This is a genomic window from Dyadobacter sp. CY345, from assembly GCF_021502725.1.
Lineage (GTDB): Bacteria > Bacteroidota > Bacteroidia > Cytophagales > Spirosomataceae > Dyadobacter.
Map to the genome: position 1 here is coordinate 415,108 of NZ_JAKFFS010000001.1, position 23,171 is coordinate 438,278.

Here is a 23,171-nt window from a genome sequence, read left to right on the forward strand (position 1 = left end):
AATAGTATACAACAAGAACCCGCGATCAGAAAATAATCCGAAAATTTATGCGTCTCTTTAAAATTAAAATCTATACCCATTCCACAAAATTATTTTTAGCAATAATTATCTTGTTCATTACTTCTCAAATCGCTGTCGGACAAAAGAAAACTTCAAGACCCAACGTAATTTTTATCTATGCTGATGATTTGGGATATGGAGATTTGAGTGCTTATGGTGCAACTAAAATCAGTACTCCAAATATCGACAGACTTGCGAAAGAAGGTTTGAAATTTACCAATGCCCATGCGACTTCCGCCACGTGCACACCTTCCCGGTATGCACTGATGACGGGAAATTACCCCTGGCGAAAAAAAGGAACGGGAGTTTTGCCGGGAAACGCCTCATTGATTGTGCCAACAGATAAAATTACTTTACCTCTGGTTTTTCAAAATGCGGGTTACAAAACCGGTATTGTCGGAAAATGGCATCTGGGTTTGGGAAGTCCCGGGAGAGATATTAATTGGAACAAGCCGTTAAAAGTCGGTCCAAACGAAGTTGGATTTGACTATGCTTATTTCTTTCCGGCAACTTCCGACCGCGTGCCGACAATTTTTATTGAAAATAACGATATTGTCGGTTATGAAAAAGAAGATCCCATTGAAGTCAATTATGTTGAGAAAATAGGGAAGGAACCAACAGGCAAGGAAAATCCAGAGTTATTGAAACTGCAAGCCTCACCGGATCACGGGCATAACAATACGATCGTGAATGGTATTGGAAGGATCGGCTGGATGAGCGGCGGAAAACGAACGCGTTGGGCAGACGAGGAAATTGCGCATGTATTTTTGAGCAAGGCTGAACAGTTTATTGAAGAAAATCAAAAGAACCCGTTCTTCCTTTATTTCTCTTTGAACGACATCCACGTTCCCCGTATGCCAAGTACAGAATTCAAAGGAAAAAGCAAAATGGGGCTTCGAGGTGATGTGATCCTGCAAATGGATTGGACGGTAGGTGAAATTCTTAAAAAACTGGAAGCATTAGGTATGGAAGAAAATACGATGGTCATCTTTTCAAGCGATAATGGTCCTGTGTTGGATGATGGTTATGCCGACAAAGCAGTTGAATTATCAGAAGGACACAAACCAGCCGGCGTACTACGAGGCGGAAAATATAGCTCTTTTGAAGGAGGAAGCCGTGTCCCTTGGCTTGTTCGCTGGGCTGGAACCATTAGGCCAGCTACGGTTTCCAATGCTCTGATTTGCCAGGTTGACTTATTATCATCCTTTGCCCAATTTTTCCAGCAAAAAATTGAGGACACAGAAGCTACCGATAGTTTTGCGATTATGGATGCGCTGATTGGAAAAACCAAGATCGGTCGTGAAAGTATTGTGAAGCAAGGCGGCGCATTATCCTATACAAAAGGAAACTGGAAATACATTGAGCCGAATACAAATCAACCAGTTGATAAATTAACCGGTACTGAGCTAGGCAATAATCCAAAACCTCAGCTTTATGACCTGAGTAAAGACCTCGGTGAAAAAAACAATCTCGCATCTCAATATCCCAATAAGGTAAAGTTAATGGCCGAAGAATTAGAGAGAATAAAAGATGCAGGTGGTAGCAGGTGAATATTAATAAGAAAATAAATCAGATTATAGCCCTGGTAATCGAATAGAAACTATTCTATGTGATGTCTATAATTATCTCAAAACTGAATGTTATTTACGAATTATGTCTATAATTTAATTAGATAGATAAAATATATTTTGTAGTATTGTGTATTTCGTATACTGCTTTTAAATAAAATTTTATCCTAAGAAATTGCATAATTACCTGTAATGTTCAATGAAAGATCGCTTTTAGCTCTGATAAGTGTATTTTTTTGTTTTAACACTTTTGTAGTCGTTTTCATTTTTTCTGTTACGAAAAATTTTTATCGAAATTATTTGCAGCGTAGTAAATTTTCTATAATATTGTAATGAAATAGAAATAGTTCTACTCTTGTAGAAAGTTTGCATTCGCCTATGAAAAAAGCGTTTTACTTAAATTTCTTAGTCTTAGTAATTGGTACACTCCTAAACGTTGCGGTTGCGCAACCTGGTGATGCTGTATATGCAAGTTCTGCGACTGGTGGTGGAGTGGCTCCTGGTCCTGCCATTTTACCAACAGGAACATTTTTGTCGGACAGTGTAAATAACGCAGCGAATGTTGCGGGTAATGTTAAGCCAAATTCCAAAGCTGCTCATTTGTCGGTGAGAAGTACGGCGGGTGTCGCAAGTGCATGGATACAACTTGCCTTTGCCTCGCAGGTGCCTGCAAATTCGACGAGCTATATTAAGATCTCGAACTATACTGGGACCGGAACGATATCGGTTCAGACATATACAAGTGTGTCAGGCACGGGAAGCCCGGTTTCTCCGACACCTGCGGCATACAAGACATACTTTACCAGTGACGGGAATCAATATTTAGCTATTACCCCCAGTGTGGGATATCGGTCAGTGCGGGTTACGCTGGCCTCGGGCACTTTGCTTTCAACAAGTAATGTCGATGTTTATTATGCTTTTTACGGTCCGACTGCTGTAAACGACAGTAATCCATTTCCGTTCAACGTTGCCGATTGCGGCTCTGCAAATGTCAGCACCGTAGGGATTTCCGGATTGTCGGTTGGTTCATTTGGCGTGGCTAATCCTGGAAGTGCGATTGATGGAGACGCAACTGGTTCTGGTTCTTCATTTTATGCAACTGGCTTAACTTTGCTCTCAGGTCATATTTTTCAAACTTTTTATTTTAATGGCCCATCTAATGCCGCTGATGCAGTAAGAATTATATTTTCGAAAAATGGCGCTTTTCTGGCAGCATCATTAGCTTCAAGTGTGAAAATTCAGGGATATAATGGGGCAGATGCAGTCGGGAGCTCCCAACCATTCAGCGCTTTGCTGGACGTAAGTTTATTATCTTCCTTGAATACAAATAACAATAAGGTAACAGCCTATTTCGCTCCCAAGGACGCATCCGGGACTTCGGTAATATTTGACAGAGTTACTGTGGATCTTGATATCGGCTTACTCGGATTGACGCTGGGTGCCAGTGGTTTAAATATTTTCGATGTCCGCCGAGTACCCGATGTACCGGTGACATCAGATAAAACAGTCTGCTCAAATGTTGGTATCGTATCATTATCTGCTCTCGCGAGCCAGACAAATTTGGGATTAGGTTTTATTTACAAATGGTATGATGCAATTCGGGACGGAAGTTTGCTGCAAGAAGCTCAAAACTATACAGTTAGCGGATTGACAACTGCTGGCCAGAATAGAAGTTATTTCGTAGATATTCAAAAAAGCGGGTGTCCAGTTACATCAGCAAGAAATATAGTGAACGTCACGGTCACGGAGGCGCCCATTACACCGCCCATTGCGCTCACCCCCTGACACTGGGATTCTAACAATTAAATTATAAAGCTCTTTAAATAAATATTTCTCACCACTTAATTAATCAATATGAAAAAAGTATACTCCCCAACAGACTAACTGGTCGGTTTGAAATGTCGCCTCAGTGCGCCTGTACCGACATTAGTAAATCCCCAAAGCTTAGAGTGCAAATGTTTTGCTCACCCTATTTTCAAGTGAACTTTTCTATTTTTTGAAGTGAACGTGATTTCAAAAAAGTTAGAACAGGAAAGGTATATCCTGTTTTTTATAGAAGAGAATTAATTAAAGAGCATTTAAATCTTGCTGACGTTTATAGTTGAGCGTTTGAGTTTAATTATGTAATTGTTAGTTTGAAAAGCGTTTTAAACCCTAATGAATCGTCAATTCCTCTAATTAATCAGTGTACAACGTTATGAAAAACAAGTTAAGCTCGGTCTGTCCGGATTTGCCGGATATTGCCTGACTCTAATTCTGCAAATAAAGTGAATATACTGTCACACTGTCGAGCCAATATTGGTTCCGGGAGAGGTATGTTCGCTGATTAAAAAAAACAAACTTCTAGCATCAAAAAATCTAAAAAAAATTTAACACAATCTTTTTATGAAAAAGGTCATTGCTTCTCTTTGCCTAAGCTTCATGTTTGTTGTTGCAGCTTTTTCTGCTTCAAGTGCGGCTGTTATTCCCGGTGGAACATATTATGTGGTTGCCGGAGAATCTTTTTCTCTTACGCCTGGTACCGGATCTGTATACGAATTCAAATGGCTGTTGAATCCTGGCAGTGGCCAGATTCCAATTGATTTGTTAGGGACCACAGGTGGTGCTTTTGTAAGAACTTTCGGTACTGCTACGGATACGCAAGTTGTAAAAAATGTATTACAATTAAGCGTTTTAAGTGAAGCTGCTGGCTGTTTGTCTGACATCATTGAACACACCATTATCGTATTGCCAAAAATTACTATTTCACTGACTGTGCCGCAGGGACAAGATAATTTCTGTTTGAATCAGGTAGTTAATACCAACCTCACCGCCTCCATAACAGCAGTTACCGGCCTTGGCGATTACGGAGTAACTATTTCTTCTGCATTTCTATGGAAAAATGGGGAAACGACGATACCCGGAGAAACTGGAAGTATCTTGGCAGTTACGTCTGCTGGTACTTACAGCGCATTAACAAGTTACATACTCCCAACATCCGGAACCTGGCAAGCAACTGCTTCAAAATTGGTAAACAGCGTCAATTCGCTTTCAAAAGAGATCAGAAACAACCTTCCTGTTCCAACGCTTCCATCGATTACGCTTAACTAATGTGCTTTTTGTTCAATTTGTTTTATTTAGACAGAAAGGATACTTCCTTGTTCTATCCATGAAAATCGTAACCTTACTCATATCAGTTATGCTTGTTTTGCCCATCCTTGCCTTTGCGCAAGGTGGTGCAAAACTGGTATCGATATGTAAGGGAACAACATTGAGGTTAAAAGCGGAATCTTCGGGCGCTTTTAGTTATGAGTGGCTGAAAGATGGAATCATTGTGCCGGGTGAATCAAGTAGCCAGATTGTCGCTTCGGAGGCGGGAAATTATTCAGTCTTTGCGCTAAATGCTGCGGGTTGCAGTTCTGAAATTTCGATAGTGATCCAGCTTTCTTATCATGTGCCCACAGCGGTAGATGACCAAATGTCTGGCAAGACAAATGAGCTTCTGCTTTTGGATGTATTAAAAAACGATCAATCATTATGCGCAGAACTTGATACTGCGACCATCAACGTGAACAGTACTGCTGCCCATGGTGTAATATTTAAAAAGGAAGGTAAGTTTTTGTTCAAACCTGAACGTGATTTTGAAGGCACAGATTCTTTCACTTATGCTGTCAGAGATAAAAGTGGTCAGATTACCAATATTGCTACGGTCACAATCGACCTGTCAGCTTCTCCGCTGCCGGTCCAGTTGATCAGCTTTAATGCTGTAAAAAAAGAGATGACTTCATTTCTTACCTGGGCTACTTCTATGGAAATGAACAGTGATCGGTTTGAAATTGAGCGAAGTCCGGATGCCAGGTCCTGGAATAAACTTGGAGAGGTTTTGGCTGTTTTCGAAAGCAACACAGAGCATAGTTATGACTTCACCGATGAAAATCCGGAATCAGGCTTGAATTATTACCGGCTGAAAATGATTGATCGTGACGGCACTTTTGCTTACAGCCATATCAAATCGGTTTACTTTCCTGAATTTACCTGGGCAAAACTTTTTCCAAACCCGGTTAATGATGTCCTGAATGTAATTTTTAATAATAGAAGAGTAAGAAAAATCCGTTTGATCGATTCTTTCGGCCGCGTAGTGTACGATGGAAAGATTAATTCCAATACTTTAAAATTAGCGATGAAATCGTACGTTCATGGAGTATACTTCATTCACCTTGAACAGGACGATGGAATGGTAAGAGTTTTCAAGATAATGCATGAATAATAGTGAGGATTTGTTTTTATTAATCCCTTTTCGAGTTGGTCTCGGAAAGGGATTTTTGTTTAATAGTAATTTGAATATGTATGTGACGAGTATGTAAATAGCCGTCTTATATGAAGTTGTTACACTATAACATATTGATTATGAACAGAAATTTATTTTTTAGATCAATATGTATCCTTTTGGGTTTCAGTTTGCCAGGGCATCTGCTTCTAGCCCAGACCAACTATATGGAGCAGAATTTTTCTGGCGGCGGTCCGTTTGTCAATGCTAATCCGGATGCCGGCCAGTTTAGCCATCTGATTACTACGAACGCAGCTTCATCAAAATTTGAGTTTGGGCCGGGATATATGGATATGACCAGATTAGTCGCAACCAATGGCGGACTTGTACGGGCGGTTAGGGCGGTCCCATTTTCGCCCAATCCGGAAACTTTATATATCCAGATCACTTTTAGTGTTATGGAAATAAGCGTGGCAGATTTGAATGCTGTTTACTTTTATTCCGGTGAAAATTTTTCAGGAACCAACAGCACTTTTCCTCCTAACACAAATCTGTTCAGCAGATTTACAATCGATTTTTTAGCGTCTTCTTTTGTCGTGCATGACATTCAAACGAACAAGAAAAGCAGTCCTTTACCACTGCAAACGCCTGTGACAATTACCTGGGTTCTCAACAATTCTTCGGACGGACACATTTATCGAAAGCCTGAAAGTTCTGCCAATCCGGATTATAAAGTGATGCCTAAAAAATATGATCTCTGGGTGAATGAGACGTTACTGGTCGATGAGGCTGATGCATATCCGGGAAGTTCTGCCTATTCGATTAACAAGCTTTCGAATTTTGAAATCAGATTCTGGACCGGTGTGGGAAGAGTTCGTTTTGGTAGTCTGAGGATACGGGATATCACGGGAATTCTCCCGTTGCGTCTTGTTTATTTAGATGTTAAAAGGGATAACGGAAAAGCTATGATATCATGGCAAACTGAGCGGCAAAACGGGACTGATTTGTTTGTCGTCAAGAAAAGCAAAAACAAGATGTTTTATGAGATAATAGATTCAGTAAGCGCCGAAACCGGAGGTGATCATATATATTCAATTTATGATCATGAACCTTTTTATGGTACGAATTACTATAAAGTTGAGCAGGTTGATCAGTATGGAAATTTGATTGATTCGAAGGAATTTATTTTTTCATTGGAAACTGAAACCGAACCATTTATATTCCCAAACCCATCTTCGCGTCATCTTATTAGAATCAACACCGGTGGGACAAGTTTCGATTTCCTGAAAATATATGATATTCATGGGCAAGAGATTGACTTCAAAGCTGACTTAAATAATGATATGATTGAAATTAAACCATGCAAGACCATGTTGAGTGAGATATATATTCTTTCTTTTGTTCAAAATGGCAAAGTTGCGTTTCTACGATTTCTCGTCGAATAAGGATAGCTTAGTAGAAATAAATTTATAAAATCTATTGTGATTTGTAGGGTCTATTGTGTTAATTTGGCATCTACATTTTAAATAGCCATGCGCACAATCCCTCATCTACAAGAAATTCCCGATGATAAAGTCATTTGGCAGCGTTTTCTTGCCGGTGAAGCGGATGCTTTTGAGCGTTTGATGACGCTTCATTTTCGTACCTTGTTTCATTATGGAAGCAAATTCTCCAAAGACAAAGAATTTGTGAAGGATAACATTCAGGACTTGTTTCTGGTTTTGTGGGAACGCCGTCAAAATCTTAGCAGCGATATCGTTGTAAAACCTTACATGATGGCCTCTTTGCGTCGTTTGATGCATCGTAATGCAAAGTCAAAGCCGTTGCTGTCGGATTACCCGTTTGAAGATTATAATGGAGATTTTGAAATTGAATTTTCTGTCGAGGAAGAATATATTGAAAATGAGTCCAGTCTGGTCCTTACACAAAAACTTAAAAGGCTTTTAGATGAACTTCCTGAAAGACAAAAGGAAGTGATTTATTTGAAGTTTTTCCAGGAGATGGATCGTGGTCAGATCTCAGAGATTATGAATATCTCTCCGCAAACGGTTTCAAATCTTCTTCAAATTGCAATTAAACAGCTTAAAAGGTATTGGAAAGTTGAGTTTCTAACGCTTCTATTAATTCATTTTTTTGTTTGAGCTTAGTTTATAACCTTGTTCTCTTCCAGTTCCTCATTTTTTACACGCGTTTTAAGTTATTAAAACCGCAGTCAGACATCTCCGAATATTCGATCTATCAACTTTTTTATAAATACTTTAAATTTTAATGGTATCTGATGATTGTTTCTGTCTATCGTATGATAGAAGCATGAAGATTATATGAACCATTATAAAAAATACGGGACTGAAGATTTTGTCTGGGATTCATTTTTCCGCCAGTGGGTACTCGCACCGACCAGAGAAATGGATTTTGCCTGGAGAAATTGGCTTGTTGAAAATCCTGATATGTCTGAAAAAATAAGTCAGGCAAAAATAATTGTGCAGTCTTTACAAGTAAGAGAACAGGAAATATCAAACCTCGAAATTTCCCGGATCGTAAAAGAAACTATTGCCAAAACAAATCCCCTGACTCCTGAATATGCTGAGCTGAAAAACGATCATTTCAGACCTTTTTATAAAAAAATCTGGTTCAAATTTGCTGCTTCCTTTGCTGTTATAATGTTCGTCGGGCTGCTTGCAAAGTCTAGATTAGAAGATGGAAAACCAACTAGCCTTTCAGGAAATTTTACCAAAACGGTTTCGGACAAAGATTTGCTGATTGAAAAAGTCAATAACACGACTTCGCCCTTAATCATCCTGTTGCAAGATAGCAGCAGGATCACGCTAGCTCCTGAGAGTAAGCTTCGTTATGCTGAAAAGTTCTCTGCAACAAAACGAGAAGTGTATCTGACAGGCGAGGCATTTTTTGATATCAGCAAAGATGCCAATCGCCCGTTTTTTGTATATGCAAATGAGTTAGTGACCAAAGTATTAGGTACCAGCTTCACAATCAGAGCTTACAAAACGTCAAAGGAAGTAACGGTGGAAGTGAAAACCGGGAGGGTTTCAGTTTTCACGCAGTTGGATCCGTATAAAAAATCGAAGGAGTCCAATAATGAACTGGACGGTATCGTGCTTTCTCCAAATCAGAAAATTATTTACGCCAGAGACCAGGTCCGCATGGTCAAGACACTTGTGGAAAAACCTGAAATAGTTGTTTCAAAAGCACAAACCCCACAATTTATCTTCGAAGATGTGCCTGCCACAGTGGCTTTCGACTCTATTGGAAAAGCATATGGAATTGACATTTTGTATGACGAAGACATTTTGCGGGATTGCCCGTTAACGGCAATTCTGGAAAATCAGACTTTGCATGAAAAGCTGACCATTATTTGCAAAGCCATTGAGGCCAATTACGAAATACTGGATGGGCAAATTGTGATTCATGGCAAAGGGTGTAAGAATTAAAATCTGAATAGGAAATATCTATCTTCTAACCCTAAAATTCATACCATTTGACATTATCCTGAACCACTATTACCAAATAAAAAAGAGCCGGTAATGTTCCCGCATTACCGGCTCATGAAATCCCCCAAGGTTGTCGCCAGGATACCTCCAAACGGAGGCGGGGATCGTTTTGCCAAAATTTTCAAGCTTAACAAAACAATCAAATCTATGAAAAAACCAGTACAATACCAGCAGGTATTACTTTGGACTATGCGAATAACGGCTACTCAACTCCTCTTTGCCCTGATTTTTATTGGCTCCGGATATGCCTACGAAAGTAGTGGCCAGTCGCTGCTGAGCCAGAAAATTTCTATCAATGCCAGCGGAAGCGAAGTGAAAAAAGTTTTGAATCAATTGGAAAAGCAGGCGGACGTTCGCTTTGTGTTTAGTTCTAAGCTGATCCAATCCGGCAGAAAAGTGAGCGTTAATGCGCAAAATAAACCACTTTATGAAGTTCTTGACGACATTCTTACACCGCTTGGGCTTCAATACGAAATTTCGGGAAAAATAATAATTTTAAAGCGTAATGAGAGTATGCCGGAAACTGCGCCTCCCGTTAAAAACAATGCCCCAAAAAAAAATGTTACTGGAAAAGTACTGGATGAAAGTGGTGCCGGATTGCCGGGTGTGAGTGTTGTTCTGAAAGGCACGCAATCTGGGACCACTACAGATACCAACGGCCAGTTTCAGTTAGAGATAGGTGATGATATAGCATCGAAAGCAGTGCTGGTTTTTAGTTTTGTTGGATTCAAAACACAGGAAATTGTTTTAGGAAACCAGGCGTCGCTGACGATTAATCTCGCTCTGGAAGATAAGTCTTTACAGGAACTGGTAGTTATCGGATACGGGCAGGTTAAGAAAAGTGATCTTACCGGTTCGGTGGCTTCGATCAAGTCGGCTGACCTAAATGCATACCCGGCAACTTCCATGGTGCAATCTCTGGCAGGTAGAGCCGCAGGTGTATATGTTTCTCAAAACACAGGCGCGCCAGGAAGTGCTATCAGCGTTCGGGTGAGAGGTACAAACTCAATTCAGGGTAGTAATGAGCCATTATATGTAGTTGATGGATTTCCTTATTCCGGCAATCCTACTTTATTGAATAATGCAGATATCGAATCTGTGGAAGTGCTTAAAGATGCTTCGGCAACGGCTATCTACGGTTCAAGAGGAGCGAATGGGGTGGTTTTGATAACAACCAAAAGAGGTAAGACAGGAAGGATTAATGTTGAGTATGACGGTTATTATGGTGTTCAGAAAATTCGAAAAAAGCTGGATTTGATGGATGCGACCCAATATGCCCAATTTTATAATGAACAAGCAAGTAACGACGGTCTTGCACCTCACTTCACGCAGGATCAGATTAATGGTTTTGGAAAAGGTACCGATTGGCAGGATCAGGTTTTGCAGACAGCACCTGTACAAAATCACTCTGTCTCGGTGAACGGCGGAAGCGAGAAAACCCGATTCTCGATTTCGGGAAGTAATTTTAATCAGGACGGTATAATTATCGGAAGTAATTACAAACGAAATTCCCTCCGTTTTAATCTGAATTCTGATCTGGGGAAAAGGTTTAAAGTTGATATTAATTCCGTTTTAAGCCGGATTGATTCTGATCGTAAAAATTCTGAAAAAGGTAACCGGGGCGGATCACTTATTTCAGCCATGTTATCGGGTTATCCGACTATTTCTCCTTTAAAAGAAGATGGAACGCTCTCAAATCTTGGTGAGGCCTATTCTTGGGGTTCCAATGCAATTATCAATCCGTTAAACTTTATTAAAGAGCAAACTGAGCATATTCAGTCCAATAAGGTACTTGCAAATGGGGCGATTACTTTTGAGCCAATTCCTGGTCTGGTCTTTAAAACGCTGGGTGGGATTGAAAGTACAGACGACCGTACCAATGGTTACACCACAACCCGTTTTGTGAATTCCAAAGGTTCCGCTTTTATTAACACAACGCGTGTAAGCAGTCTTTTGAGTGAGAACACAGTGAGTTATAACAAAGAGTTGGGAAAACACAACCTTTCAGCGGTTGCAGGATTTACTTATCAGGACTTTACTTCTACTAAGCTAAATACATCCGGAAGCGGTTTTATCAGCAATACGCAGGAAAGTTACGATATAGGCGCCGCAGCTACACAAGGCGTTCCGTTTTCGAATTATGAAAAATGGAGTTTGATGTCATATCTGGGAAGGGTTAATTATACATTTAATAACAGGATTCTTGCTACAATTAGCTTCCGGGCTGATGGTTCCTCGCGTTATAGTGAGGGACAAAAATGGGGTTATTTTCCATCTGCTGCGCTTGCATGGAGATTAGCAGAAGAAGACTTTATTAAGAAAATCCCTTTTATCTCAGACTTGAAAATAAGAGCAGGTTATGGTCGGACCGGGAATACCGCAATTAACCCTTATTTTACTTTGAACCAGCTTGCTTCAAGTCAGGTAGTTTTTGGTGATGCCCTGACGATCGCTTATTCACCTTCTGCAAGACTCGCAGCACCATTAAAATGGGAAACAACCGCACAGACAGATGTGGGAATTGATTTAAGTATTTTAAATAACAGGTTTAGTTTCTCGGCGGATTATTACGTTAAAAACACAAAAGATCTTTTAAATAATGTACAGCTGCCATCCTCACTGGGATATACTTATACAATTCAAAATATTGGTAAAATACAAAACAAGGGATTCGAGTTTTCAGCCAATGCAAAGGTTCTGGAAGGAGCGTTTAAATGGGATTTGTCGGGTAATATTTCCTTTAATAAAAACAAGGTTATAAAGCTTTATGGCGGAAATGATATTTTGGGCGACGCCATTAATATCTCGGTTATTAATGACAATATCAACATTCTTCGTGAAGGGGAAAGCCTTGGCGCTTTTTACGGTTATGTCTCGAAAGGATATGATGACAAGGGACTGGTTGTCTATGAAGACTTTAACAGCAATGGAGTCCGGGATGCCGGTGATAAGAAGATAATTGGAAATCCAAATCCGGATTTCACCTACGGGCTTAATTCAAGTATGAGTTATAAAAACTTCGACTTAGCCATCTTTGTTCAGGGTAGTCAGGGAAATGACATTTTTAATTTGAGCGCGGTTAATCAGACCAATGATTTTGGTCAGGCACTCAATATGCCCAAGGAGGTTTTTGAAAATCATTGGACACCTGAAAATCCTAATGCGAAATATCCTGTTATCAAAACCTCTTCCCAGCCCCAGGTTTCGGATCGTTTCGTTGAAAATGGCTCATTTTTGAGATTCAAGAATATCCAGCTTAGCTATAATGTGCCTGTTTCCAAATTGAATATAAAGTGGATGACACATGCACAAGTTTACGTCAGCACTCAAAATCTATTCACAATTACAAAATATTCCTGGTACGATCCGGAGATTAATTCTTACGGAGGCAGTAATTCGATCTTGCAGGGCATCGATCATTACGTTTATCCGGTAGCAAAAACGACGACCGTAGGAATCAGAGTTGGATTTTAATTTTTACAAGAAAAAGTTAATGATATGAATAAGCTATTGATCTATATATTTTCAGGCTGCCTCATGGTTTCCTGTACCGATTCGCTGGTAGAAAAACCGAAGTCGCTTTCGGCAGAGAATTTTTATAATACCGCTGCCGAAGTGGAGTCTGCTGTAAACGCTATCTACGGCCCTATGCGTGTGGAAAACGGACTTTCTATAAATTATCCTTCTCAGTTGGAAGGACTTGCGGACTATGGAAATTCCCGAGGAAGCCAAACACCTGTGAGTCTTTATCAGGGATTGGACAATACCAATATTAATCGCGTTGGCGTCATCTGGGACAATTTTTATCAGTCTATTCGTAATGCCAATCTTGTGATTGCCAATACGCCGAATGGAACGAGTATCTCCGACACAGACAAAGTAAAATATATTGCTGAGGCGAAATATTTACGCTCGCTATTATACTTTGCGCTTGTCCGGAACTGGTCAGGGGTACCGATCCGGACAGAAGCAAACATGACAGTTGCTGATGTCAAACGTTCCAGTGTTGCCGAAGTTTATGACCTCATTTTAGCAGACGCTTTGGAAGCTGAAAAAGGTCTTCCAGACGTTCCTTCTGCTGTTGGAAAACCTTCAAAATGGGCAGCCAAAACTTTGTTGGCCGAAATTTACATGTATAAGGAAGACTGGAAATCGTCCAGCGCCAAAGCGAAGGAAGTTATCGATTCAGGGAAATTTTCTCTTGTAGCAGTATCGCAGGCAGAGGATTTTCAGAAAATCTACGGACCGGAAGTTGTCAATACGCCTGAGGAAATATTTTATTTTAAATATAACCGTCAGCAAGGTTTTGGTTTAGTAGCCTACGCCCATCGAAAAACCGCAGCATATAACTATTACGGTCCGGGCGGAGTTTATGCGCAATACACGGATTCTGTGTCAAATCCGATTATCAAAAAATGGGATATAAAGGATTTGAGAAAACCGCATATTCTCTACAATGTAGACATTGGTTTGGGACCAAACTCTTGTCTGTTTAGAAAATTCCGTGATCCCAATGCAACCAACGGCGGCGGGAATGATTATCCATGGTATCGCTATGCAGATTTGCTACTGTTTCATGCTGAAAACGATGCCCGCGCCAATGCTGCTCCGACGGCTGAGGCTTTGGAAAGTTTAAATAAGGTTCATCGCAGAGCTTATGGGTATCCCGCACAAACTTCTTCTCCGGTCGACTTTAAATTGGCTGACTTTACATTGACAACTTTTATCGATAAAGTTGTTGAAGAGCGTGGTTTTGAAACCATGTATGAAGGCAAACGGTGGCTGGACTTGAAAAGACTTGGTATCGCAAAGCAAAGAATAAAGGAAGTTAAAAATATAGTTGTAGCGGATAAACACATGTTATGGCCTATTCCTAACTCAGAATTGCTGTATAATAAGGCACTTACTGCGACCGATCAAAATCCGGGATATTAAGCATTATCTAATACATTAAGCCAATTTTGAAAATTGAACTTGCTTTTTGCAGATGTATTTTTAGTTGTTTTATCCTGTTACCGGCTAATAGTTAGGTGCTGACAATACCATAGTTTTTAGCCGGTTGCTGCTATCTTAATTATAATTGATTTTTTTAAATTAAAACCTAATCCCAAGAGTAATGAAACAAATTTTCAGGTTGTTCTTTATAGGTATTTTTGCACTATGTATTTCCTCATTTTCCGGTGGTAAGAAATCGGGCGATACTAATAATAGCGATACAAATAGTCAAAAGTCATACGATGCGGACGTCATCGTTTATGGTGGTACTTCTGCGGCTGTGACAGCTGCCGTTCAAATTCTAAAAGAAGGTAAAACTGTTTTAGTGGTATCGCCTGATAAACATCTGGGCGGTCTTTCTTCTGGCGGACTAGGTTTTACTGATACAGGAAACAAATCGGTGATCGGCGGATTGGCCCGCGAGTTTTACCATCGTGTTTATATGTATTACGACAAGCCGGAAACATGGAAATGGCAAAAGAAAAACGAATATGGAAATAAAGGACAGGGAACACCCGCAATGGATGGAGCCGACAGAACCATGTGGATTTTTGAGCCGCACATCGCAGAACAGGTTTTTGAAGATTTTGTAAAAGAAAACAAAATCAAGATATACAGAGACGAATGGCTGGACCGTAAAAAGGGCGTAGTGAAAAAGGATGGCAAAATAGTTTCTATTAAAACGCTTTCGGGAAAAACATTTACCGGCAAAATGTTCATTGATGCTACTTACGAAGGTGACTTAATGGCTGCTGCGGGCGTTAAATATCATGTTGGCCGCGAAGCCAATAGTGTTTATAACGAAGAGTGGAACGGGATTCAGGCAGGCGTTTTTCAACATGGACATTATTTCAAAAAAAATATAAGTCCGTATAAAATTGAGGGTGACCCAAAAAGCGGATTGCTTCCTTATGTGAATAATGAAAAAGTAGGAAAAAATGGCGAGGGCGACAATAAAATCCAGGCTTATTGTTTCCGTATGTGTTTGTCCGAAAATCCTGATAACCGAATTCCATTTGAAAAACCGGCTGGGTATGATCCATCGAAATATGAATTGTTAGCGCGAGTTTACAAAGCAGGATGGACGGAAACGTTTGACAAATATGATCCGATTCCGAACAAAAAAACAGATACCAATAATCACGGACCATTCAGTACGGATTATATCGGGATGAATTATGACTACCCGGAAGCATCTTACGAAAGGAGAAAAGAGATTATCAAAGATCATGAACTGTATCAGAAAGGTTTGATGTATTATCTTTCCAATGACACCAATGTGCCGACGGAAGTAAGAACAGAAATGCAAAAGTGGGGTTTGCCGAAAGATGAATTTAAGGATAACGGCGGATGGCCACATCAGATTTATGTTAGAGAAGCACGAAGAATGATCGGTCGGGGCGTGATGACAGAAAATGAAACACTTGGTAAAAAAGCAGTTTCCGAATCTGTTGGTATGGGTTCATACTCATTAGACTCACACAATACCCAACGTTACGTAAGAGAAGATGGATTTGTACAAAATGAAGGTGATATTGGTGTTCATGCGAAAACACCGTACAGTATTTCATATTCTTCCATTATTCCTAAAAAGGAAGATTGTCAGAATTTGTTGGTACCGGTATGTATGTCCAGTTCGCATATCGCTTATGGCTCGATCCGGATGGAGCCGGTTTTCATGATTCTTGGGCAAAGCGCAGCGTCAGCGGCGGTACAGGCTATTGATAGAAAAGTGAGTGTCCAGGATGTAAGTTATGAAAAATTAAAAGAGCAATTGTTGAAAGATAAACAGCGGCTGGAATTGTAAAATTTTGCCACAGCGGCAAACTTGCCGTCTTTGGCAAATCAAAAAGTAATGCTTATTTATCAAAACATGATTCTAAGTTTACTTTTGTATCAATTTTACCCTATATAGCCGGATAATAGTCCGGCTATTTTATATAATATTGCAAATAATCCTGAAAATCCTTAAATAACAGAATGGATACCCTGGTTAAAGCCCGTTCAAATTTTTCACATCTTTTCAGCGCACCAGTCATTGTCGCAGCACTCGGATACTTTGTTGACATATATGATTTACTTCTTTTTGGAATTGTTCGTTTACCAAGTCTTGCGTCATTAGGACTTTCCGAAGCGGAGATTTCTTCGACCGGTGCAAGTATCCTGAACTGGCAAATGGCTGGATTATTATTGGGAGGGATTTTATGGGGGATTTTAGGAGATAAAAAGGGAAGATTGTCGGTTCTATTTGGTTCCATTATTACTTATTCACTTGCAAATATCGCCTGTGGGTTTGTCCAGGACCCAACGACCTATAAAATTTTACGGTTCGTTGCAGGCGTTGGTCTGGCGGGGGAACTTGGAGCGGGAATTACTTTGGTATCAGAAATTTTACCAAAACATTTACGTGCCATCGGAACTTCCCTGGTCGCAGGAATAGGGTTGCTTGGAGCTATTGTAGGTTATTTTACAGTTGAATTCTTTGATTGGAGAAATGCTTATTTTATCGGTGGAGGTTTAGGTATTTCCTTGCTTTTGCTTCGCATAGGTGTTTTCGAATCAGGGATTTTTGAGGGTGTGAAAAATCAGAAACATGTAACAAAAGGTAACTTTTTCGCATTGTTTACCAATAAGGACAGATTTTTCAGATATCTGAAATGCATCGGAATCGGGCTGCCAACTTGGTTTGTTATCGGTATTTTAGCAACATTCAGTAATGAATTTGGTAAGGCGCTTGGGATACAAGAATCGATCAGCCCGGGACTTTCCATTATGTGGTGTTACGTAGGACTGTCAGCCGGCGATTTTTTAAGTGGGTTTTTAAGCCACTGGCTGGAATCACGCAAGAAAGCTGTATTTATTATGATGGCTTTTACGTTAATATGCAGCGGAATTTATTTGTATACCGGAATAAAAACGGCCACTTCTTTATATACCGTCGCCACCTTACTCGGATTCGGAATTGGATACTGGGCAATGTTCGTAACGATAGGAGCAGAACAATTTGGTACGAATCTTCGTGCAACGGCGGCGACAACCGTTCCCAATATGGTTCGCGGGATGGTGATTGTTATGACGACATTATTTGCCAGCTTCAAAGATTCATTTTCAGTCATTGATTCCGGGGCGTTGGTAGGCCTAATCTGTTTCGTGATCGGATTTTATTCAATCCTGACAATCCCGGAAACACATGGAAGAGATCTTGATTTTCTGGAAGAGTAGAAAGTTGATCAGCAATAACTTATAGATAATATTAATCGTTGAAAAATAATAAAAATGGAAAGACGGATAGCGCTTAAAAACATGGCTGCGGCGATGGGAGCGATGGTAAGTTTGCCAACTTGGGCCTCGGGATGGAGCAATGTTTCGCTCGGTAAAGCTCAATATACCACAGTTGGACAAGCGGAGGTTTTGAAAGCTATTGTGGAATCAATAATTCCTAAAACGGATACGCCGGGAGCTGGTGAGCTTGGAGTAGCGACTTTTGTGCAGAGAATGATAACGGATTGTTATGATAAAAAAGCACAGGATACTTTCTCGAAGGGAATAGACGCGGTTGAAGCGCAGAGCACCAAAAGTTTCTCGAAATCATTTGCTGACGCCAGCAAAGAGCAGCAGTTGCAGATTTTGAGAGAAATGGAAAAAAGCAGTGACGCTGACCAGAAAGGATTTTTTGGAATGGTGAAAAACCTGACAATCCAGGGTTATATGTCGTCGGAATATGTCATGACTAATCTGACACATTTCGAATTTATACCGGCAAGATATCACGGCTGCGTTCCTGTGAAAAAAGGAATGAGTACAGACAATTAATAGCTGAATTTTTGGCTGACAAGAAGAAATTGAAATAGAAAATACCCAAAATGGCGAATTTTAATATTGATAGTGAGAAAGCCCGTACCTACGATGCCATTGTTATTGGCTCAGGAATCAGCGGAGGATGGTCGGCAAAGGAGCTGACGGAGAGAGGATTGAAAACTTTGGTGTTGGAACGTGGCCGTGATGTGCAGCATATCAAGGATTATCCAACAACCAATATGCAGCCTTGGGAGTTCGATCACAGAGAAAGATTGCCAAAGGCAGTAACGGATGCAAATCCAATTGCAAGCAGATGTTATAATTTCAAGGAATCGTCTCAGCATTTTTTTGTAAAAGATAACGAGCATCCATACATTCAGGAAAAGCCGTTTGACTGGCTTCGCGGTTATCAGGTTGGAGGGAAATCTTTGCTTTGGGCAAGGCAGACACAGCGTTGGAGCCAGTTTGATTTTGATGGACCGGCGAGAGATAAATTTGCTGTTGAATGGCCGATCGGATATAATGATATCGCCCCCTGGTATAGTCACGTCGAAAAATTTGCGGGTATCACCGGAAATAAAGATGGAATTGATACTTTGCCAGATGGCGAATTTCTGAAACCACACGATTTGAATTGTGTGGAAAAATATTTTAAAGAAACGGTTGCAAAACAGTATAAAGACCGCCACATCATCATTGGCCGCGCTGCGCATCTTACGGATCCAAAGCAAATTCATTTGGATCAGGGACGTGCGCAATGCCAGCATCGTGCGATTTGTGAAAGAGGATGTCCGTTTGGAGGATATTTCAGTAGCAATGCGTCAACAATTCCATGGGCGATGAAAACCGGAAATATGACGCTTCGTCCACATTCGGTAGTTCATTCGGTTATTTACGACGACAAAAAGCAAAAGGTAACGGGCGTTCGCGTGATTGACGCTAATACGAAAGAAATGATGGAGTTTTATGCCAACATTATTTTCGTAAATGCCGCGGCCTTAAACACTAATCTCATTCTGATGAACTCGATTTCATCGCGTTTCCCTAATGGTTTGGGAAATGATAGCGGTGTGCTAGGTAAGTATGTTGCTTTCCATAATTATCGCGCCTCTGTTTCTGGTGAATACGAAGGATTTTTAGATTCTACAACTGACGGAAAACGTCCGAATAGCGGATATATCCCTCGTTTTAGAAATGTATATAAGCAGGAAACGGATTTTCTTAGAGGTTACGCCGCAGGTTTTGGCGCAAACCGGATGACCTATTCTGATCGTGGTGATATCGGTGAATCTTTAAAGGCTAGTTTGCTTGATACGAAATATGGCAACTGGAGTGTTGGTTCTCACATGATGGGAGAGACGATTCCGAAAGAAAGCAGTTATGTTGCTTTGGATAAAGAGTTGAAAGATGCGTATGGAATGCCGCTGCTGAAAATCAATGTCGGTTATGATGACAATGATGAAAAGATGATCAAGGATTATATTGAGCAGGTAACAGAAATGTTCACCAATGCAGGTTTCAAAAATATCCGCTCGCATGATGGACACCGTAATCCTGGAAACGATATTCACGAAATGGGCGGTGCTCGTATGGGCAAGGATCCAAAAACTTCTGTCCTCAATAAGTGGAACCAAATGCATGCCGCTAAGAACGTGTTTGTAACGGACGGAGCTTCAATGACCTCAACATCGACACAAAACCCGTCATTGACATACATGGCATTTTCTGCCCGCTCTGTTGACTATGCAGTGAAACAGATGAAAGCCAAGAATTTGTAAAAACTCACAATGGCGGAAATAGGAAGGAAGTCGGGTCTCAAAAACCTGGCTTCCTTTTTTTGTATATTTACAACTCAATCACACACACGAATTTGATATGAGTATTTTTCTAACCGGTCGATTTATCGACCCTTTTACAGACTTTGGCTTTAAGAGATTGTTTGGTTCAGAACCGAACAAGGATTTATTGATTCATTTTTTAAATCAATTGATAGGCGAGGAAAGGCAAATCGTTGATCTGACCTATAATAAAACAGAATATTCGGGGCATTTTCTGGATAGTAGAAAGTCCGTCTTTGATCTGTTATGTACAGGACAAAACGGCGAGCAATTCATTATCGAAATGCAGCGGGTTAAGCAGGAATACTTTAAAGACCGATGTCTTTACTACACCTCAACATTAATCAACGAACAAGCGCCGAAGGGAGCTCCGAAATGGGATTATCAGTTAAAGCCCGTATACCTGATTGGCATTATGGACTTTGCTTTTGACGACTCCACTCCGGATATGTACGTCCATCGCGTTCAGCTCATGAATACCGATTCAAAAGAAATATTCTATGATAAATTGACTTATGTCTATGCGGAAGTTCCCAAATTCTTAAAGCTGGAAGAAGAGCTTACTTCTGAATTAGAAAACTGGTTGTTTCTATTAAAGAATATGAGCAAATTAGATAAAATTCCAGTAATTTTACGAAAACCGATATTTAGCAAATTGTTCGATATTGCAGAAATTAGCAATCTAACCGGAAAAGAAAAAATGGCTTACGATGCGAGTTTAAAGGAAAAATGGGATAATTACAGCACAATGACTTATGCCATCAGTGAGGGTAGGAAAGAAGGTTTGAAGGAAGGTTTGAAAGAGGGAATAAAAGAGGGAATAAAAGAAGGGATTAGGGAAGGTATGAAAGAGGGCGAGAAACATGGTAAACTAGCAGGTCAGAAAGAAATCGCAATGGCGATGAAAAAGAAAGGGATGGAAACGTCGCTTATTCAAGAATTAACCAGCTTGTCAGTAGAAGAAATTGAAAAATTATAATTTGATTTGAAATCATAAAAAAGGAGCTGAATTTTTAAACTCGGCTCCTTTTTTATGTTATTTCTAAATTTCAGAAAGCCATTTTTCCTGTTTTATAAAAAGAAGTAGTATAATAATATCAATAGAAACTCCGGTTAGAGCCAGAACGGCTCCCAGATTTTTGGTCGAAGCAGAATCAAGAATTAGATTCAATCCTGCCAAAATCAATAGTGCTCCCATTAGCAACACAACAATTTTATTTTTCAGTTTCATATCATATTCTGGTTAGATATTTTTTTTGAATTAGACTTTTTGAAAGTGAAAAGTCACTGCGAACTGAATATATTTTTTAACTGTAAACGAATCAATACTCAATTAATATAAATTTTTCCAATTATTTTTCAATTTGACTAAGGGAATAAGAGTGCAATAAAGTCTTTTAATTATTATATAAAGAAAAGACTCAATGCGCGATCCTTTGCTACATGAAGAACCCAAGGCAGGAATCCCTTTTCTGTCACCTTCGATGGACGAAAAACCTCGCTCTCAGGAGGTTGATTCTGCACTATTTTTGAAAGCTACCTTCGAAGAAAATCCGTCAAAAGGGCTGGAACTTCTTTTTCGTAGGTTCTACAAACCTTTATGCAGCCATGCGGTTCGTTTTGTATATTCAAAACAAATTGCAGAAGACCTTGTAAGCGAAGTTTTCTTTCAGTTTTATAGGACAAAGTCTTATCAGAATATTAACTCGTCCTACACCAGTTATCTTTTCCGGGCGGTGCGTAATGAATGTTTTACCTATCTGCGCAGAGAATTTGGCAAAACCGATACGATAGAACTTACCACAGAAAATACTATTTCCGTCTATCAGCAGCAACCTGACGCAGAAATTCATTATAACCATCTTTTTTTGAAAGTTAATGAGGCAATTGGAGAGCTCCCAATGCAATGTCGCCGTGTATTTCTGATGAGTCGTTTTGAGAGCAAGAAGTATCATGAAATTGCCGACGAGCTAAATATTTCGCCTAAAACGGTAGAGGTTCATATCTCAAAAGCATTAAAACACCTTCGGATCGCACTCAACGGGGAATGGATGATGCCTTGCCTTATTTTAGTTCTTAACACCTTCGATTTATAGGGAGATTTTAAACCCGTCTCCTGACTAAAAATTACAACAACATGGATGCACGTATATTGAAAAGTATACTTTTTGAGTATTTGTCGGGAAGGGCAAATCCACTTGAACGGAAGCTTGCAGAAGATTGGATAAAAGATCCTGAAAATTCAGAGACTTTTAATCACTGGCTTTATGAATGGGAGATCCGGTCTCCTCAATTTAATCCGGATCAGGAGCAGGCAATTGCCCGGCTTATGGAAAGAATTCATAATGAAGGTGAACCAGACACAGAGGAATCAGAGCAGAAATCTTTTTCTGAAAATGCGTGGAACCTATTACAAATTAAGCGTTTTGGACTCATAGCCGCTTCAGTTATATTATTGGTTTGCTTTGGCTGGTTTTCGAGAGATACCATTCAATACAAAACTTACGAAACCGGCTATGGCCAAACAACCAGACTTTATTTGGAAGATGGGAGCAGAGTTGCACTAAATGCAAATTCCAGATTGAAGATTCCAAGATTTGGTTTTTATGGGGATGTCAGAACAGTGTCTCTGGATGGAGAAGCAGAATTTTCAATCAGTCATACAATAGATCATAAACGATTTGTCGTAAAAACTTCTGACACTTTTCAAGTCGAAGTGCTTGGTACTCAATTTTCAGTATTTGCCCGGCCAAGGGGAACTAAAGTAGCGCTGAACCATGGAAAAATACGTATCGATTATTCGCAGGGAGAAAATCAGCAACACTTGTTAATGAAGCCAGGCGATTTGGCGACACTTCAAGAAACAGGTGCTGTGCAGCTCATTAGCAATGTTGATACGAAAAGTCTGAGTGCATGGAAAGAACAGCGTTTTGTATTCAATGCTACCTCACTATTAGAAATCCGCAGTTTGATAGAAGAAAACTTTGGAAAAAAAATCAGGATAGCTAATGATCATATTGCCCGTCGGACAATTACCGGAAATTTTAAAACGGAAAATGCAGAAGATCTCCTTAAAACGATTTCCGAGGTTTTGGACCTTGATATCGAGAAACAAGGTGATTCCATTTTGATTACAGATAACTAACTATTTCTAAAC

Annotated in this window: 17 protein-coding genes; 16 read left to right on the forward strand and 1 reads right to left on the reverse strand. The window is 40.0% G+C overall.

Going from position 1 to position 23,171, the window contains the following annotated elements; translation table 11 throughout:
• Window positions 1–47: 47 nt before the first annotated feature.
• From L0657_RS01895 to L0657_RS01960, 14 genes are all read left to right on the forward strand, one after another.
• Window positions 48–1,610 (forward strand): arylsulfatase, encoded by a 1,563-nt coding sequence (locus L0657_RS01895; RefSeq protein ID WP_235148702.1) that lies wholly within the window; start codon window positions 48–50, stop codon window positions 1,608–1,610.
• Window positions 1,611–2,006: 396 nt separating this feature from the next.
• Window positions 2,007–3,413 (forward strand): hypothetical protein, encoded by a 1,407-nt coding sequence (locus tag L0657_RS01900; RefSeq protein WP_235148703.1) that lies wholly within the window; start codon window positions 2,007–2,009, stop codon window positions 3,411–3,413.
• A 600-nt stretch (window positions 3,414–4,013) separates the two neighbouring features.
• Window positions 4,014–4,718, forward strand: a complete 705-nt coding sequence (locus L0657_RS01905) for a hypothetical protein (protein WP_235148704.1) — start codon at window positions 4,014–4,016, stop codon at window positions 4,716–4,718.
• A 58-nt stretch (window positions 4,719–4,776) separates the two neighbouring features.
• A complete protein-coding gene (locus L0657_RS01910) occupies window positions 4,777–5,874 on the forward strand; it encodes an Ig-like domain-containing protein (RefSeq protein ID WP_235148705.1) in 1,098 nt (365 codons plus the stop codon).
• 140 nt (window positions 5,875–6,014) lie between these two features.
• A complete protein-coding gene (locus tag L0657_RS01915) occupies window positions 6,015–7,319 on the forward strand; it encodes a T9SS type A sorting domain-containing protein (protein WP_235148706.1) in 1,305 nt (434 codons plus the stop codon).
• 87 nt (window positions 7,320–7,406) lie between these two features.
• Window positions 7,407–8,015 carry an RNA polymerase sigma factor gene (locus L0657_RS01920; protein ID WP_235148707.1) on the forward strand — a complete coding sequence of 203 codons (609 nt, stop codon included), beginning with the start codon at window positions 7,407–7,409 and terminating at the stop codon, window positions 8,013–8,015.
• A 180-nt stretch (window positions 8,016–8,195) separates the two neighbouring features.
• Complete coding sequence (locus L0657_RS01925) at window positions 8,196–9,323, forward strand: FecR family protein (protein ID WP_235148708.1); 1,128 nt, start codon at window positions 8,196–8,198, stop codon at window positions 9,321–9,323.
• Window positions 9,324–9,530: 207 nt separating this feature from the next.
• Window positions 9,531–12,857 (forward strand): TonB-dependent receptor, encoded by a 3,327-nt coding sequence (locus L0657_RS01930; RefSeq protein WP_235148709.1) that lies wholly within the window; start codon window positions 9,531–9,533, stop codon window positions 12,855–12,857.
• 24 nt (window positions 12,858–12,881) lie between these two features.
• A complete protein-coding gene (locus L0657_RS01935; protein WP_235148710.1) occupies window positions 12,882–14,318 on the forward strand; it encodes a RagB/SusD family nutrient uptake outer membrane protein in 1,437 nt (478 codons plus the stop codon).
• Window positions 14,319–14,499: 181 nt separating this feature from the next.
• Window positions 14,500–16,185, forward strand: a complete 1,686-nt coding sequence (locus L0657_RS01940) for an FAD-dependent oxidoreductase (RefSeq protein WP_235148711.1) — start codon at window positions 14,500–14,502, stop codon at window positions 16,183–16,185.
• Between the two features lie 173 nt (window positions 16,186–16,358).
• Complete coding sequence (locus L0657_RS01945) at window positions 16,359–17,600, forward strand: MFS transporter (RefSeq protein WP_235148712.1); 1,242 nt, start codon at window positions 16,359–16,361, stop codon at window positions 17,598–17,600.
• 54 nt (window positions 17,601–17,654) lie between these two features.
• Window positions 17,655–18,191, forward strand: coding sequence for a gluconate 2-dehydrogenase subunit 3 family protein (locus L0657_RS01950; RefSeq protein WP_235148713.1), 537 nt, complete (start codon window positions 17,655–17,657; stop codon window positions 18,189–18,191).
• A gap of 50 nt (window positions 18,192–18,241) precedes the next feature.
• A complete protein-coding gene (locus L0657_RS01955; protein WP_235148714.1) occupies window positions 18,242–19,954 on the forward strand; it encodes a GMC oxidoreductase in 1,713 nt (570 codons plus the stop codon).
• A 97-nt stretch (window positions 19,955–20,051) separates the two neighbouring features.
• On the forward strand, window positions 20,052–20,993 hold the full coding sequence (locus L0657_RS01960) for an Rpn family recombination-promoting nuclease/putative transposase (protein WP_235148715.1): 942 nt from the start codon (window positions 20,052–20,054) through the stop codon (window positions 20,991–20,993).
• Window positions 20,994–21,056: 63 nt separating this feature from the next.
• Here the strand turns inward: L0657_RS01960 and L0657_RS01965 are convergent, their stop codons facing one another.
• A complete protein-coding gene (locus L0657_RS01965) occupies window positions 21,057–21,245 on the reverse strand; it encodes a hypothetical protein (protein WP_235148716.1) in 189 nt (62 codons plus the stop codon).
• 193 nt (window positions 21,246–21,438) lie between these two features.
• Here L0657_RS01965 and L0657_RS01970 point away from each other — a divergent pair, with 193 nt between their 5' ends.
• The gene (locus L0657_RS01970; protein ID WP_235148717.1) at window positions 21,439–22,110 is read left to right on the forward strand and encodes an RNA polymerase sigma-70 factor; all 672 of its coding nucleotides are present in this window, start codon (window positions 21,439–21,441) and stop codon (window positions 22,108–22,110) included.
• A gap of 41 nt (window positions 22,111–22,151) precedes the next feature.
• Window positions 22,152–23,159: a FecR family protein gene (locus L0657_RS01975; RefSeq protein WP_235148718.1), complete on the forward strand. Its 1,008-nt coding sequence runs from the start codon at window positions 22,152–22,154 to the stop codon at window positions 23,157–23,159.
• Window positions 23,160–23,171: the final 12 nt, after the last annotated feature.

Bases quoted from the DNA above. Each gene is read 5' to 3' on its own strand.
- L0657_RS01895 (WP_235148702.1), top strand. From the start codon at position 48: ATGCGTCTCTTTAAAATTAAAATCTATACCCATTCCACAAAATTATTT.
- L0657_RS01900 (WP_235148703.1), top strand. From the start codon at position 2,007: ATGAAAAAAGCGTTTTACTTAAATTTCTTAGTCTTAGTAATTGGTACA.
- L0657_RS01905 (WP_235148704.1), top strand. From the start codon at position 4,014: ATGAAAAAGGTCATTGCTTCTCTTTGCCTAAGCTTCATGTTTGTTGTT.
- L0657_RS01910 (WP_235148705.1), top strand. From the start codon at position 4,777: ATGAAAATCGTAACCTTACTCATATCAGTTATGCTTGTTTTGCCCATC.
- L0657_RS01915 (WP_235148706.1), top strand. From the start codon at position 6,015: ATGAACAGAAATTTATTTTTTAGATCAATATGTATCCTTTTGGGTTTC.
- L0657_RS01920 (WP_235148707.1), top strand. From the start codon at position 7,407: ATGCGCACAATCCCTCATCTACAAGAAATTCCCGATGATAAAGTCATT.
- L0657_RS01925 (WP_235148708.1), top strand. From the start codon at position 8,196: ATGAACCATTATAAAAAATACGGGACTGAAGATTTTGTCTGGGATTCA.
- L0657_RS01930 (WP_235148709.1), top strand. From the start codon at position 9,531: ATGAAAAAACCAGTACAATACCAGCAGGTATTACTTTGGACTATGCGA.
- L0657_RS01935 (WP_235148710.1), top strand. From the start codon at position 12,882: ATGAATAAGCTATTGATCTATATATTTTCAGGCTGCCTCATGGTTTCC.
- L0657_RS01940 (WP_235148711.1), top strand. From the start codon at position 14,500: ATGAAACAAATTTTCAGGTTGTTCTTTATAGGTATTTTTGCACTATGT.
- L0657_RS01945 (WP_235148712.1), top strand. From the start codon at position 16,359: ATGGATACCCTGGTTAAAGCCCGTTCAAATTTTTCACATCTTTTCAGC.
- L0657_RS01950 (WP_235148713.1), top strand. From the start codon at position 17,655: ATGGAAAGACGGATAGCGCTTAAAAACATGGCTGCGGCGATGGGAGCG.
- L0657_RS01955 (WP_235148714.1), top strand. From the start codon at position 18,242: ATGGCGAATTTTAATATTGATAGTGAGAAAGCCCGTACCTACGATGCC.
- L0657_RS01960 (WP_235148715.1), top strand. From the start codon at position 20,052: ATGAGTATTTTTCTAACCGGTCGATTTATCGACCCTTTTACAGACTTT.
- L0657_RS01965 (WP_235148716.1), bottom strand. From the start codon at position 21,245: ATGAAACTGAAAAATAAAATTGTTGTGTTGCTAATGGGAGCACTATTG.
- L0657_RS01970 (WP_235148717.1), top strand. From the start codon at position 21,439: ATGCGCGATCCTTTGCTACATGAAGAACCCAAGGCAGGAATCCCTTTT.
- L0657_RS01975 (WP_235148718.1), top strand. From the start codon at position 22,152: ATGGATGCACGTATATTGAAAAGTATACTTTTTGAGTATTTGTCGGGA.